Source organism: Bradyrhizobium sp. HKCCYLS1011 (assembly GCF_051167795.1).
Lineage (GTDB): Bacteria > Pseudomonadota > Alphaproteobacteria > Rhizobiales > Xanthobacteraceae > Bradyrhizobium.
The window spans coordinates 564,898-579,731 of record NZ_JBNPTT010000002.1 but is presented as its reverse complement, the minus strand read 5'-3'; the positions used below and the strand labels follow the sequence as shown (position 1 = coordinate 579,731).

Below are 14,834 nucleotides of genomic sequence, written 5' to 3'. Positions count from 1 at the left end.
AGCACCAGCGGCTGGAACGATTTCCGATCCATCAGGCTTCGTGGAACTCGGTCGGCGCAGATCGCAGACGCGCAGACAACAGTTCGACAATGGCCGGCATTTGTGGAGTGCCGGCGCGTCCACGCCGCCTGCAACATTTCGAGCAAAGAGACAAATGACCGAGGAGAAAATGATCATGAAGGCAATCGTTGTGACGGATCAGGCCGCAGGAACGGGTGGAATGAAGCTGGCGGAGCGACCGAAGCCGCAGGCAGCGATAAACGACGTTATCGTTCAGGTTCATGCGTCGCGATTTGTCCCGACTGAGCTCGAGTGGCCCTCGACCTGGACCGATCGCCTCGGCCAAGACCGAACACCGTCGATCCCCGGCCACGAGCTGGCCGGAGTGGTCACCGCTCTCGGCTACGGCACAACGGGGCTGTCAGTGGGACAGCGCGTGTTCGGCCTCGCCGACTGGTATCGCGACGGCGCCCTGGCGGAGTATGTGGCCATGGAGGCACGCAACCTCGCGCCGCTCGCGGGCGACGTCGACTTCACGGTGGGCGCGAGCCTGCCGATCTCGGGCCTCACCGCTTGGCAAGGACTGTTCCAGCATGGCCGCCTTCAGGCAGGGCAGAGCGTGCTCGTGCACGGCGCGGCCGGCGCAGTCGGTTCGATGGCGACACAGCTCGCACGAGAGTTCGGCGCCCACGTCATCGGCAGCGGACGCGCCGCCGACCGTCAGACGGTGCTCGACTTAGGCGCGAAGGCGTTCGTCGACCTCGACAACGGCGCCCTGGAAGACGTCGGCGGAGTCGATCTGGTGTTCGACGTCATCGGCGGCGACATCGGGAAGCGGTCCGCACGCCTCGTTCGAGCCGGTGGAACGTTCGTGTCCATCGTCGGCCCGGCCGAGGCGCGGCCCACCGACGGCATCGTAGTCGACTTCGTCGTCGAGTCCGATCGTGCCCAACTGAGTGAGATCGTCCAGCGGGTGCGGGACGGACGACTGCGGACGAACATCGGCCACGTCTCGACCCTCGACGAGGCCGTCGTCGCCTTGAACCCGACCAAGCGACGCAAGGGGATGACGATCATCCGCGTTCGTCCCTGAGCGACGCCCCCCATTGATGCACGGAGCCGGCCGGCGCTGTCCAGGTCGCCAGGCTGGCGAGGTCTGGGTAGGCCACAGGAGCGGCAGTGAATAGCCCATTCGGTCACATCGTCGGCAAGGTCAGGCCTCGAAACTCATGGCATTCGTCTAGATGGTTTTCCAACCTGCATCGTTCTTTTATTGACATGTTCACTCGACGCTGACGCGCGCCTCTCTCGGCGAATCGCGCTTCGGCTTATCGCAGACCAATCCGGATCGGCGGACATCACGGCTGCCGCGCTAGCAGCGACTTTCAAGCGAGATCGTGCAGCCCCCTCCCAAGCGGCGCCGTCAGGCGAAACATCGAAAAGGCCACCTGCAAGCCGGCGCGCTCGGGTGTGCAGGCCATGGGTCCGACGCGGTAGCTGCTTGCCCTCGGGAACGGCGACAATCGCACAAGCGGCCAGACGCGGCCGTCGTGTGAAACCTGTAGGCGAAGCGTCCCGTTCGCGACGGTTGCGCGCACCCAGAAGTCCCTAGGGTCACGCTCATAGGGCGCAGTAGCCCAGTCCGATCGCCCGTCAGTCAGGACGCTGGCGAGCATGGCTCGACCATCTGAGAATTCGATACCGGCCTTGACCCAATGTTGCGCATCGATGCGGACCATGATGCCAGCTTGATCGTACAGCGCCTGAAAATCGCCCTGCACCCGCATCTCGGCCGTAAAAGCGTCGGTGGTCGGAAAGCCGAGGAAGTGCCCATTATCGCGGTGGAAGCCGTAGTGGGTTTCCTGCCAGAAATCGGTGGCGCGATCGGTGACGACATGCAGACCGCCGGCAAGCGCAGTCCATTGTTCCGGCTCGTTCAGCCACACTCCGTCCCTTCTATCGAAGATTGGATCGTCCACACTGACCTCGGTTTGGGAGGGCCTGATCTTGCGCAGTCGACGCGCGCGATCGGGCCCCCGATTTGAAGAGTTCTGCTCGAGGCTCGTTAGCCCGAACTCCGCGCCAGGTTCAAAATAGGCTGAACCGGCTCAGAGCAATCCGTTCTTCTTGAGAATCTCCGGCGCGTTCTCCTTGGTGATCAGCATCGTCGGCAGGGTGATGACCGGTTCAAGTTTCTCGCCCTTCAACAGCTTGGCGGCCTGCCGCAGCCCTTCTGCGCCAGGTGTCGCGTAAAGGAACGTTGCGGTGAGCTGTCCCTTGGAAACCCAGGTGACGCCTTCGTCCGGCAAGCCATCGATGCCGATGATGAACTTGATGTCCTTGTCGCGGCCGGCATCCTTGGCAGCGAGATAGGCGCCATAGGCCATCGGGTCGTTGTGGCCATAGATCAGGTCGATCTTCTCGTTGTTGCGCAGCGCCGTCGTCATGATGTTGTAGGCCTTGTCCTGCTTCCAGTCGCCCGACTGGTTGTTGAGCAGGTACTTGATACCCGGTTCCTTGTCGGTGTGCGCATGGAAGCCGTCGTGCCGGTCATGCGCGGGCTGGGTGCCCATGCCGCCCCAGATCTCGACGACATTGCCCGCCGCCTTGCCGGAGCCGCCGAGCAGCTTGACTGCATGCTCACCGGCCGCCTTGCCGATCGCGACGTTGTCGCCACCGATGAACTGGGTGATACGCTTGGTATCGACGTTGCGGTCGAGCACGATGACCGGAATCTTGGCGTCGATCGCCTTCTCCACGACGCCGGTCAGGCCCGCCGATTCCTTCGGCGAGATCAGGAGCACGTTGACCTGCTGCACGATGAGGTTCTCGCAGTCGGCGACCTGCTTTTCGGTCTTGTCCTGGCCGTCGGTGATGATGAGGTCGATATCCGGATGGTTCTTCGCCTCGGCTTGGATGTCCTTGTTGAACTGCACGCGCCACGGCTCGAGTGTCGTGCATTGGCTGAAGCCGACCCTCGACTTGCCGGCGGCCTTCGCCGGAGTCCAGCCGACCGGCAGGTAGATCGTCATCGCGGCACCGGCCGCGGTGGTCGACAATTTTAGGAATTCACGACGCTTCATCGAGATCCTCCCTTGCGAATTGCGCCTTTGCGGCGTTTTGCAGCCGATGGGGCTCGGCTGTTTGCGGATCGGCACGCGCTTCGCCCGAGTGGCTGAACCGCCATCGCGCAATGAGCTGGCCGAGATTCTGCTCCTGCACCAGCACGGTGCACACGATGATCAGCCCCTTCATCAGGAGCTGAACGTTGGAGTCGATGTTCTGAAGCTGGAGGATGTCGGAAAGCAGGCCGAAGATCAGCACGCCGACAAAGGTGCCGGCGAGACCGCCGCGTCCACCCATCAGGCTGGTGCCGCCGATCACGACTGCCGCGATCGCGTCAAGCTCCAGCCCCGCGCCCGCATCGGGCTTGCCCTGCCGGTACTGCGCCACGAACAGGACACCCGCGATTCCGGCGAGCAGGCCGGACAACAGATAGGTCGTGAGCTGCACCCGCGCGACCTTGATGCCCGAAAGCTTCGCGGCCTCGACGTTGCCTCCGATCGCGTAGGCGTAACGACCGAAGGTCGTGAACCGCAGGACGGCGCCGAAGAGGCAGATGGCGGCAAGGAAGAAGACGCTCGGTACCGGCAGCACACCCCACAACATCGAACGCAGCAGCTCGAACGCCTCGGTCGCATTGGTACCCGTGTAGACCGGCACTACGGCGTTGTCAGAACCCGCGGTCAATCGCGCGATGCCCAGCGCGCTGACCATCATCGCGAGCGTCGCGATGAACGGCTGCAACCGTCCGGTGACGATCAGGACGCCATTGAGCGCTCCGAGCAGCAACGCAAGACACGGCGCCACGAGCAGCACACCGAGAACACCGAATTTGGTCGGTACCTGATTCGTCACCCACCAGCCGACCGCAACTGCGGTGATGAGGCCGAGCAAGCCCGGAAGGCCCAGGCCTTGCCACCGCGAAAGCGCGACCTCACGGCGCCGTCCGGCGCTGACGTCGCGCCCTCGAGCGAGCCCCGCGACCACGAAGCGCGCAGCGAGTGCCACGGCAGCGCCGCTGACGACGATCGCGGCCGGCACGCCCATGATGGTCGCCGAGGTCCAGCCCGGCTTGGTAAGCAGCATGGCGCAGATTACTGTCGAGAAGCCCATCACGGAGCCGACCGACAGGTCGATCCCGCCGAGCAGGATGACCATGGTCATGCCTGTCGCGACCAGCCCGGTGATCGAGACCTGGCGCAGCACGTCGGTGAGGTTGCCGTAGGACAGGAAAATGTTGTGGCCGGACGAGGTCTGCGGCGAGGTGAGAGCGCCGATCAGACAGATCAACACCAATCCCCAATAGAGCTTTGTTCGGGAGAGAAGGCGCAGGAGCGCTTTCATGATGCGGATTCCTGCGACCACGCGGCCATGCCCGGCGCCGCAAGACGCATCACGGTCTCCTGCGTCGCATTCTCGCGCGCGAGGATCCCCGTCTGCCGTCCCTCGCACATGACGAGTATCCGATCGGACAACAGCAGGAGCTCCGGCATTTCCGAGGTCACCACGATGATGCCGAGCCCTTGCGCGGCGAGATCGAAGATCAGCCGATAGATCTCCTGCTTGGCACCGATGTCGATGCCGCGGGTCGGCTCATCGAGCAGCAGGATGCGAGGATCGGTCGCCAGCCACTTGCCGATTACGACCTTCTGCTGATTGCCGCCGGAGAGCGCGGCCACTTCCTGGCCAACACCGGTGCAGCGGATCGAGAGCCGCCCGATCATGTCGATGGCGAGAGCGCGTTCGCCGGCGAATGAACGCAGGCCAAATCGCGAGAGCGCGCCGATCGAAGGCAGGGCGACATTATCGCAAATCGACGCCGTCAGGTGCAGGCCACGCTCCTTGCGGTCCTCGCTGACCAGCGCAACGCCAAGATGATAGGCATCGGCCGGTGAGTTGATCTCGACGACCGAACCATCGATCGCAATTGTGCCGTCGCGCCATCCCTTCGCCACGCCGAAGATCGATTCCAGGATCTCCGTCCGGCCGGAACCGAGCAGCCCGCCAATGCCGAGGATTTCGCCAGTCTTTAACTCGAAAGTGACGCCGTGCAGCGTCCGTCGCCACCCGTGCGGACCGAGCGTATCCAGGGTCAGGTTCCGGACCGAGAGGACACCCGCGCCGTCCTGCGCCGTCATGCCACGCTCGTTCGCGGTCACCTCGCGTCCGACCATCGCCGAAATGATCGCCCCGCGCGAGAGTTCGCCGATCGGCGCGGTCATCACCCGCCTGCCGTCGCGCAGCACGGTGACACGGTCCGCGAGCTCCAAGACCTCCTCGAGGCGGTGCGAAGTATAGATGATCGCTACGCCTTCGCTTGCGAGCTGGCGTACGATCTTGAACAACGTGTCGCATTCCGAGGAGGACAAGGCCGAGGTCGGCTCGTCCATGATCAGAATGCAGGCATTGAGCGATAGCGCCTTGGCGATCTCGACAAGCTGCTGCTCGCCGACGCGCAAGCCGGCAATCCTGGTTTCGGACGCGATCGACACGCCAAGCCGCGCAAGCAGGCGTTCCGCCGCACGAACCAAGCGGCGCCTGTCGATCAGCACACCACCGATCAGCGGCTCGCGGCCAAGGAAGATATTCTCGGCCACGCTCAGCTCGGGGACGAGATTGAGCTCCTGGTGGATAATGGCCACGCCGGCGTTTTCGGCATCACGCACGTCGCTGAACGACACTGTGCGGCCCGCGATCCGGATGTCGCCGTCGTAGCTCGTGTGCACGCCGGCGAGGATCTTCATCAAGGTGCTCTTTCCGGCTCCGTTCTCGCCCATCAACGCGTGCACTTCGCCGTGGCGCAGATCGAAATCGACACGATGAAGGGCTTGGACGCCCGCGAAGGATTTGGAGATTTGCTCTGTGCACAGCACATCATGACCGCACGGCCCCCCGGCGCGACTGCCAAGCTCGACCACGCGAGACGAGACGCTCCCTCCTTCGGCGCCGAGCGCGGCCAAGGGTGCCTCCATGGAATTATTCCTCCCGGCCGTCTCTGGAAGACGATCCGAGGCGTAGGTGTTCATCGCTTCTTTAACTGATATGCTAGTTATGTCAGTTGGCGCTCGTCAAGTCTTTTGGCTGCGCGGCTGGCGATCATGGCGTCGGAACGTGTAGATCGCTCCGGGGGAACACAGCATGCATTCGGTCGGCGGGGCCAACGGCGGCACGGGAACAGTGCGAGGGCGCAGAGCGGGCGGATCGAAGGTCGATCAGGCCTATCTCGCGCTGAAACGGGCGATCGTGTCGGGGGCGCTCGCGCCCGAGACGCCGATCGACAAGAACGAGTGGTGCGCGGCTTTCGAAGTGTCGAAACTGTCGATCACGACGGCCATCAACCGGCTCGCCTTCGAAGGCCTTGTCCTGGTCGAGCCGCAGAGTGGCTCCTACGTTGCGAAGATTCACCTCGAGGATGTCCGGCAGTGGATGCTGATGCGCCGCGCGTTGGAGGTGGAGGTGGTCGGCGTCTGCGCCGCAAGCATGTCGGATGATGCGATCGCGGCGCTTGGTCAGAATCTCGCCTATCAGAAGGCAGCCATCGCGAGCGGAGATCTCGAAGGGTTCCACGAACTCGACACCAGATTTCATCACCAGATGACCGAGAGCCTCAGTCTCGCACGCGTCGGCGAAGTGCTCGATCCGATCCGAACCCATCTCGAGCGCGTTCGCCGCACCCTGCTTCCCGAGCCCGGACGGCCTGAAGGAACGTACCGCGAGCACGAGGCAATCTACCGCGCGATCGTCGGGCGCGCCCCAGATCAGGCCAAGCTCGAGATGGCCAACCATCTCGACCGCGTCGCGCGCGAGCTACAGACATTTGTGGCGAAACATCCACTGTTCTTTGACGAATGAATGTGGTGCGGCGGGGTCGAATACGTAATCGCGACCGCCGTGGCTTGGGCGACTAGCGCCCGTTTTCCTTGGGCGGTTTCTGGATCAGCCTGCCCTCGCGAATCTCGTGCGTGGTGACGGTCTGCTTCAATGCGATGGCTTGACCAAATGCTGCATTGCCTGCGTCATAGGAACGGTTCGAATGCGGTTATGTTACCCTCGGTCCTGAAACTGAGACCTGTCATGGCAACGATCGCGGCCGGAGATCTCGAGATTTCATACAACGAGCAGAGATCGGTAGGGCGCCCCGTCGCTCCACGGATGGCCTGATGATTTGTCCACCCGGAATGGCATCGCACCCGACCTTGCTGCCGCGGGCTGGGGGGTCATGGTGCCTTCCTTGAGAGGATTCGGCGAGACGCTCTTTACGTCTGATAAGGCTTACGTCTGATAAGGCGCTAAGAACGGGCAATACGGGCGTCCTCGCATTGGACGCGACAGCCTTCATGGATGCGCTCGATATCTCGCGCTTTTCTGTTGCGGAACACGACTTTCTGCTTTCTGAGCTACTCCCATTTCCTCGGATTTTGGCTCTCGAAATCGTCCATCGCGAAGCTCCCTGTCGTGTGCGTGATGGCTCACGAGACGAAGAGTTTCGACGATGGACGATTTCCGGGAATGTCAGGCTTTTGCTGCCTCCCCGGCAGAACCTAGGATCTTGCTAGCCAGGCCGCTGTGCTATCAAGTACGGACTACTTGGCGACACAGGTGTCGATGTTCTTGGTCGTGCAAACGTCGAGGCCCGTATAGGTTGGATCGGCGGGCGCAGCCTTGCCGTCCTTGATGTCCTTCAGCGCGAACATAGTCTTATAGCCCATCTCGAACGGACGCTGTCCAACCTGGCCGAGCGAAAGCCCTTCCTTCATCTGGTCGATCTGAACCGGCAGCGTATCGGCAACCACCAACGCGAGTTCTTTCTTGGCGATCTTGTCCTTGAACGGCGCGACCGCGGCGCGATTGGCGTCCGGCAGGAATTGCGGGAAGCCGCCCGTCGGGGTGAACGCGTCCAGGTTCGGGTTCTTTGCCATGGTGTCCTGGAATTGCTGCACCGACAGCGGGAAATCGTCGTTGGTGTAGAGCGGGCAGCCGTCGATCTCCTTCCAGCCGTTCTGCCCAGTCAGCCGTTCCCCGGGCGATTGAGCAGACTCCTTGCCGGCCAGCGTGTCACGGATGCCCTTCATGCGCTCATTGTGGTTGGCAGCGGCTGCGCCGCCGGACTGGATGCAGATTGTGCCGCCTTTCGGCTTGATGGTCTGTACGATCTTGGCGATATTGACGCCGATCTCGTAGTTATGGGTCCCAATATAGGCAAGGCGCAAGTCCTTGTTCTCGGGCAGCAGGTCGGAGTCCCATGTCAGCACGGGAATGCCCGCTGCCTTAGCATTCTGCAGCGCAACGGCCATCGCAGCCGCGTTGGATGGTGACACCGCAATGCCGTCCACCTTCTTCGCGACGAGGTCTTGCACGATCTGCACCTGCTCCTCGCCGCCGCCATGCTCGCCGGGGCCAATATACATGCATTGGAAGGCCCCCTTGGACTCGGCTTCCGCCTTCTTGCAGCCGTCGCGCGCCTGGTCGAAGAACGGGTTGTTCATGTTCTTGGGAACGAGCGCAAAAGTGAACTTCTGCTGCGCGCAGGCCTGTCCTCCCATCAGCGCGGAAAATGCGACGGCAGCCATCAGTAGATGTTTATGCACGTGTCTCCTCCCTGTTTGTTGACTCCAACTTTCCGACTCTGTTGTCGTCGGCCTCCTAAACCCGCTTCCAGACAATCCACTCACGGATCGTAGCAACAAGCGACGTTCCGCTCGTCTGCATGCCGAGCAGCACGGCAATGACGATGAACATGCCGACAAAGGCGCCCTGCCAATTTGAATCGATGCCAGCCATAAGAAGCGCGTTGCGGATCACCTCGAGGAAGGCCGAGCCGATCACGGCACCGAATGCGGTTCCGTAGCCGCCCATCAAGTTGGCGCCACCGATGACGGTGCCCGCGATAACTCGAAGCTCGTAGCCGGTCCCCATCGCGTTGATAGCCGAGCCGCTGTAGCCAAGGAGCAGCAGCGAGGCGATCGAAGCCGTCAAAGCCGAAAAGACGTATGCCTGGAACTTGATCCAGTCGACCGGTACGCCGGTCAGGCGCGCAGCGTTCTCGTTGGAGCCGATCGCATAGAGATGGCGCGCCCAGGCCGTAAAGATGAAGACGGCACCGAGAATGAGGGCAAGGATCACCATCACCCAAAAATGGGAGGAGAACTCCGGCATCCAGCGCGGCGCCCAGCCGGCTGGCGGATGCAACGGCCATTTCGCCTGACCGATTGCCCTGACGATCGGCGCGTCCGGACCAAATTGGTACAGCATCTGGTTGCCAGAAAGCACGACGGCGAGCGAGCGCGCGATCGAGAGCATGCCAAGCGTCACGACGAACGACGGCATGCCAATATAGGCGACGAAGAAGCCGTTGAAGGCTCCACATGCCAGGCCCGCCAAAAGCCCGGCGGCGAAGGCGACATACCAGGAATGGTGACAGGTCAGCAGCAACCCGGTGACAATGGCAACGAGCCCCATCACCGAACCGACAGACAGATCGATTCCCCCAGTGATGATGACCACGGTCATGCCGAGGCTCATGATCGCAAGCGGAGCAAAGTTGCGCGTTATGTTCGTTACGTTATCGGCTGTGCCGAAGGTCGGCTCCAGCCAGGTCATGAAGACCACCAGAGCAAACAGCGCGGCGGCCACCCAGAATGCCTGACTGGTCATCACGCGATGGAAGGCGCTCTGCTCGCGGATGTTGACGATATCGCTGATTGCGGCGTGCGTCTCTTCGGTCGTTTGAATTGCACTAAGCTTCACGGATCGCTCCCGTAATCAGCCCGGTGATCTGCTCCGGCGAAGTCTTGGCTGTTTCCTTGTCGGCCACCTTCGAGCCACGCCGGAGCACGACGATACGATCGCAGACGGTGAACACATCGGGCATGCGGTGGCTGATCAGCATCACCGACACGCCGCTCGATTTCAGCCGCCGGATGAGTTCGAGCACCTCAGCGACCTGTCGCACCGAAATGGCCGCGGTCGGCTCGTCCATCAGGACGAGCTTGGCATTGGACAGCCGAGCCCGGGCAATCGCAACAGCCTGCCGCTGCCCTCCTGACATCTTCTTCACGAGATCTCGGGGCCGGGTTTCCGATTTGAGCTCGTCGAACAGCTCGCCGGCGCGCCTGATCATCGACTGCTTGTCGAGGATGCGGAGTGGCCAAAATCCTTTTTTGATTTCGCGCCCGAGGAAGACGTTTTCCGCGGCGGTGAGATTATCGGCCAGCGCGAGTTCCTGGTAGACGACCTCGATGCCCTCCGCCCGCGCCTCGATCGGCCTGTGGAAATGGCATGCCTTGCCATCGACGACGATGGCGCCCTCGCTCGGCGGAAAGTTTCCGGCAATCAGTTTCACCATGGTCGATTTGCCGGCGCCGTTGTCGCCCATCAGCCCGACCACCTCACCTGCCTCGACCGAAAAGCTGACGTCGTGCAGTGCCCGAATGGCACCAAAGCTCTTCGAGATACTTCGCACGTCAAGCAAAGCCACGCGTCCCTCCATCGTGCGGTGGCAGCTCTATCCGGCTGCTTCACCTCCTCGATCCATGCAATCAATATTGCACAAACGCCAATGTCGCAACATCTACTTCATGCAATCTGGGATCGCCTTGGCAGCGCAATTTCTCAGAGCGGCGCTTCCGGTTGCGGTGACGTATCGTAGGCGCCCCAGATACTTTGGTCGAAGTTGATCGTGGCTCCCGTCATCATTCCGGATTCATCGCAGGACAAGAACGCAACGGCGCGCGCAACCTCGACCGGATCGAGCAATCGGCCGAAGGGTTGCCGCGCGGCGGCTTCCTCGAGCCAGTCCGCAGTGCGGCCGTGATAGACCTGCTGGGTGTTGTATTCGCCTTCCGAGGCCATCCAGCCGATATTGAGACCATTCACTCGGATGCGGTTGCGTAGCAGCGCATGAGCCGTGTTTCGCGTCAGCGTGTCGAGCGCGCCTTTCGATGCGCAATATGCTGCGATGAAGGATTGGCCCCCCAACGCCGACATCGATGAGATGTTGACGATCGTGCCCTGCACCTTGTCGCGGCGCATGAGCTTGATCGTGTCCTGCATCAGGAAGAAGGGCGCACGGGTATTGATTGCGAAGATCCTGTCGAACAGTTCGGGGCTCGTGTCGATGATCGTGCCGCGGCTCGTGTCGCCCGCGGCGTTCACCAGGGCATCGACGTGCCCGAACGCCCTGTCCGCCTCGGCCACGACTCGGGCGCAATCCTCCGTTTTCGCGAGGTCAGCACGCACAAAGACGACTGCTGCGCCTGTGGCTGCGGCGATCGCATCTGCTTTCGCGCGGCCCTTCGCCTCGTCACGACCGCACGTGATGATGCCCTTGGCGCCACGCTCGGCGAAGAGTTTAGCGATGGCGGCACCGAGCCCCTGCGTGCCGCCCGTAACGATCGCGATCTTTCCATGCATCGAAGTCATTTTGAGTTCTCCAACGCCCGGCAGGAGCGCTGTTTAGCTTGCCGCATCGCTGCTCGATGCCTGGAAGCACGCCCCATTTGGCATCATGCGATATCGCGAACCTCGACTTTCTTGCCGGTCTTGGCGGACTCGACCGCAGCCTCCGCGAGCACGAGCGCACGGTAACCGTCGTCGAAAGTCGCCTGGATCGGCCGGCCGTTGCGAACGGCGGCAATGAAAGCGGCGATCTCGGCCTGATAGGCCTCGGCGTAACGTTCGATGAAGAAGTTGAGGTAGGGCTCGGCCGCATCGGTCGTGGTCGAGCCGTAAAACTTCAGCTCGTGCTTCTTCTTGTTATCGGAGATGACCATCCCCTCGCTGCCAAACAGCTCGATCCGCTGATCATAGCCGAACGTTGCGCGTCGCGAGTTATTGATATGGCACAGCTTTCCATCGGCAGTGCGCATGATCACCATGATTGAGTCGAAGTCGCCAAAATCAGAGCCAGTGGCAGGGTCGACAAGCGCACTGCCGGTGGCGAAGACCTCGGTCGGCTCGTCGTTCAACATGAAACGCGCCACGTCGAAATCATGGATCGTCATGTCGCGGAAGATGCCGCCCGACACCGCAACGTAATTTCGGGGTGGCATCCCGGGATCCCGCGACGTGATGACGACCTGCTCGAGTTTCCCGATTTTGCCCGCAGCACAGGCCTCGCGCGCGGCGCGGTGCCCGGGATCGAAGCGGCGATTGAAGCCAATCTGAATTGGTACGTTGCAGCCTTCAATGGCCTTACGGCATGCGCGTACCCGATCCAGATTGAGATCAATCGGCTTCTCGCACAAGATCGCCTTGCCGGCCTTTGCCGCGAGCTCGATCAGATCGGCATGCGTGGGAGTCGACGTCGCGATCAGAACCGCGTCGGCCTTCTCAATCGCATCTCCTGCAGTGGCTGCGACCCTGCAGCCATTTGCACTGGCGACCGCCTCGGCAGCAGATGTGTTCGGATCGAATACCGTCTCCAGGCGGGCTCCTTCCGCACCGGCGAGATTGCGTGCATGCAAGACGCCGATGCGCCCACACCCGAGCAATGCGAATTTGATCGCCACCCTTTCCTCCCGTCGACAAATGTTCGTTTTTTTTGCAAGAATTATTGCAAATATGCAAAAATGTCAATAATTGTTCACTAGCACAATCGGCGATTCTGCCGCGTATCGGGAGACTGAGGCCAGAGCGCGTCGATCTCCTTTGTCTTTGGCCCGTCCGGCCTGACGAGAGCAAAGCTGTCAGCAGTCGCGCACGATGACACAATGACGAGAGCACCTTGAATGCAGGACCTGAAGACACCGGAAGACTACGAGGAATTGATCCGTGTCATCCACGACCGCTATGATGACATGAGCAAATCCTATCAGAAGATAGCGGTTTATCTGACCCAGAACCCAAACGATGTCGCAGTCCTGTCGGTCAACGCCATCGCCGATCGCTGCGGCATCCATGCATCGAGTTTCGTGCGCTTCGCCCAGTCGCTTGGCTATGAGGGTTTCAAGGAGCTTCAGGCGTTGTTTCAACGGCGCCTGTCGACTGCTGCTCCCGGTTTCGAGGCACGCATCAAAGCACTGGAAATCGAGTTGGGCGCCCGCGCCGATCGCAGCGAGGTCGGTTTCCTCCGCGACCTGGTCGTCCGCGACATCGCCTCCCTTCAGGACATGCTCGCGGACGTTTCCCCGAAAGCTCTCGCAGACGCGGTGAGCCTCCTTGAGAAAGCCGATTCCGTTTTTCTGATCGGACAACTGCGTTCGGCGCCCGTCGTTGAATTCCTTCGCTACATATTGACCATGCTGGGCAAACGCTGCGTGCTGCTTGATGCGGGCGGCGGACTCGCGACACACATCGCGCGCACAATCCGCAAGAAGGACGTGCTTCTGGCGGTGTCGTTCCGCTTCTACGCAAACGAAGTCGTCAACGTTGTCGAGGAAGCCGGTCGCAACGGGATTCCGATCATTGGGATATCGGACAGCACGCTATCTCCGTTGGCCAAGAGTGCCCGCGTGCTGTTCGCCGTCCCAGAACACGAATATACGTTTTCGCGTTCACTCGCCGCTCCGATGTGCCTCGCCCAGGCTTTGACAGTCGCGCTGGCGGCGAGGCTACAGAAAAACGATGTCAATCCGCGGATTCCCACGGTTACTAGTCAGTAGAACAGCTCGAGCATGCGCGCCAAGGCCCCCTCCAGGTTTGCGGCGCCTCAGAACACCAGTCGTCGATCGGTTACAGGGGTCACTCGCACCATGTCGGGCGTTGGATGGCGGGCACGTGGAAGCGATGTGATGGTTTGCGGTTGTCCGGTCAGAGCGGCCGTTTCAATTGCGACCAGTGCGCGCAAATCGGCCAACCCTTCCTCGCCATCGGCCTCGGGCGGCGTTCCAGACTTAATGCAATCCGAAAAGTAATCTACCTGTGCGCCAAAATGGTCGATTTGCGGAAACTGGGTTTCGCGGATCTCGCCATCGCGGCGCAGGCGCAGTTTTGTCGCGGTCTCGAACCTGAAGCCGGGGTCGAGTTCAAGGTCTCCCGCCGCTCCGACAACCCGATAGTTGTCGACGTCGGCCGCCCCGAAGCTGGCGACGAATTGCGCCAAACCGCCTGAAGGGAACCGTAGCAAGGCCGCGAGCGATGCATCCACCTCGCGAAAGCGCGGGTCATCGCTTGGTCGGTGCACCATCGCCATGGCCTCGATCGGTTCTTCAGCAAAGATGTGGCGAGCCGCGTTGACGCAATAGACACCGATGTCCTGGAGCGGTCCCCCCCAACTCGCGGCCTTTAGTCTGTGATTGCCTTGCGCGGCCTGAAAACTGAAGACTGATTGAAAGAAGAGCGGCCGGCCAATGGCGCCGTTGCGGATATGTTCGAGGACCGCCACGGTTCCGGGCTCGTTGTGGAGCCTGTACGCCGTCATCAGAAACACGCCGGCTTCGCGCGCCGCAGCGATCATGGCCAGCGCATCTTGTTTGTTGGTGGCTAAGGGCTTCTCGACCAGGATGTGCTTGCCGGCGCGAGCCGCCCGAATAGCATAGTCCGCGTGCAGGTGGTTGGGCAGAGCAATGTACACCGCATCGACGTCAGAGCCCCTCAAAAGGGCATCGTATCCATCATAACCGACGATCTGGCCAATCCCATGGAAATCCGCCAATCGCGCGGCCTTGTCCCGGTCGCCGGTCACGATCGCGGTGACCTTCGAATTTGTCGACTGTCCGACTCCCGGCAGAAAGGCTTGTTGCGAGATCCAGCCCGCACCAACGACTGCATATTTGATCATCGGTTCCTCTCCCAGGACTAGCGTTCTCTCGCGCGAGAGGCTGATCGCAGCC

The 14,834-nt window shown here is 61.6% G+C and carries 13 protein-coding genes; 3 read left to right on the top strand and 10 right to left on the bottom strand.

From position 1 onward, the window contains the following. Positions 1 to 175: 175 nt before the first annotated feature. The gene (locus ACQR1W_RS07225) at positions 176 to 1,093 is read left to right on the top strand and encodes an NADP-dependent oxidoreductase (protein WP_434850454.1); all 918 of its coding nucleotides are present in this window, start codon (positions 176 to 178) and stop codon (positions 1,091 to 1,093) included. A 292-nt stretch (positions 1,094 to 1,385) separates the two neighbouring features. Here ACQR1W_RS07225 and ACQR1W_RS07220 read toward each other — a convergent pair whose 3' ends face one another. From ACQR1W_RS07220 to ACQR1W_RS07205, 4 genes are all read right to left on the bottom strand, one after another. Next, entirely contained in the window at positions 1,386 to 1,979 is a 594-nt protein-coding gene (locus ACQR1W_RS07220) for a DUF1349 domain-containing protein (protein WP_434850130.1), read from the bottom strand. A 129-nt stretch (positions 1,980 to 2,108) separates the two neighbouring features. After that, on the bottom strand, positions 2,109 to 3,032 hold the full coding sequence (locus ACQR1W_RS07215) for a substrate-binding domain-containing protein (RefSeq protein WP_434850453.1): 924 nt from the start codon (positions 3,030 to 3,032) through the stop codon (positions 2,109 to 2,111). A gap of 37 nt (positions 3,033 to 3,069) precedes the next feature. Next, a complete protein-coding gene (locus ACQR1W_RS07210) occupies positions 3,070 to 4,407 on the bottom strand; it encodes an ABC transporter permease (protein ID WP_434850129.1) in 1,338 nt (445 codons plus the stop codon). Next, the gene (locus ACQR1W_RS07205; RefSeq protein WP_434850128.1) at positions 4,404 to 6,035 is read right to left on the bottom strand and encodes a sugar ABC transporter ATP-binding protein; all 1,632 of its coding nucleotides are present in this window, start codon (positions 6,033 to 6,035) and stop codon (positions 4,404 to 4,406) included. The genes ACQR1W_RS07210 and ACQR1W_RS07205 overlap by 4 nt, the downstream gene beginning before the upstream one ends. A 166-nt stretch (positions 6,036 to 6,201) precedes the next feature. Between ACQR1W_RS07205 and ACQR1W_RS07200 the strand changes: the two genes are divergently transcribed. Then, on the top strand, positions 6,202 to 6,915 hold the full coding sequence (locus ACQR1W_RS07200) for a GntR family transcriptional regulator (RefSeq protein ID WP_434850127.1): 714 nt from the start codon (positions 6,202 to 6,204) through the stop codon (positions 6,913 to 6,915). Positions 6,916 to 7,646: 731 nt separating this feature from the next. Here the strand turns inward: ACQR1W_RS07200 and ACQR1W_RS07195 are convergent. From ACQR1W_RS07195 to iolG, 5 genes are all read right to left on the bottom strand, one after another. Then, on the bottom strand, positions 7,647 to 8,651 hold the full coding sequence (locus ACQR1W_RS07195; RefSeq protein WP_008967701.1) for a substrate-binding domain-containing protein: 1,005 nt from the start codon (positions 8,649 to 8,651) through the stop codon (positions 7,647 to 7,649). 55 nt (positions 8,652 to 8,706) lie between these two features. Further along, a complete protein-coding gene (locus tag ACQR1W_RS07190; protein ID WP_434850126.1) occupies positions 8,707 to 9,696 on the bottom strand; it encodes an ABC transporter permease in 990 nt (329 codons plus the stop codon). Positions 9,697 to 9,799: 103 nt separating this feature from the next. Beyond that, positions 9,800 to 10,540, bottom strand: coding sequence for an ATP-binding cassette domain-containing protein (locus ACQR1W_RS07185; protein ID WP_434850125.1), 741 nt, complete (start codon positions 10,538 to 10,540; stop codon positions 9,800 to 9,802). A 134-nt stretch (positions 10,541 to 10,674) separates the two neighbouring features. Next, positions 10,675 to 11,484 (bottom strand): SDR family oxidoreductase, encoded by an 810-nt coding sequence (locus ACQR1W_RS07180; protein WP_434850124.1) that lies wholly within the window; start codon positions 11,482 to 11,484, stop codon positions 10,675 to 10,677. Between the two features lie 83 nt (positions 11,485 to 11,567). Further along, entirely contained in the window at positions 11,568 to 12,572 is a 1,005-nt protein-coding gene (gene iolG / locus ACQR1W_RS07175; protein ID WP_434850123.1) for an inositol 2-dehydrogenase, read from the bottom strand. Between the two features lie 219 nt (positions 12,573 to 12,791). Here iolG and ACQR1W_RS07170 point away from each other — a divergent pair, with 219 nt between their 5' ends. Beyond that, the gene (locus tag ACQR1W_RS07170; protein ID WP_434850122.1) at positions 12,792 to 13,664 is read left to right on the top strand and encodes a MurR/RpiR family transcriptional regulator; all 873 of its coding nucleotides are present in this window, start codon (positions 12,792 to 12,794) and stop codon (positions 13,662 to 13,664) included. A 47-nt stretch (positions 13,665 to 13,711) separates the two neighbouring features. On the opposite strand, the gene ACQR1W_RS07165 is transcribed toward ACQR1W_RS07170, so the two are convergent. Beyond that, complete coding sequence (locus ACQR1W_RS07165; RefSeq protein WP_434850121.1) at positions 13,712 to 14,782, bottom strand: Gfo/Idh/MocA family protein; 1,071 nt, start codon at positions 14,780 to 14,782, stop codon at positions 13,712 to 13,714. Positions 14,783 to 14,834: the final 52 nt, after the last annotated feature.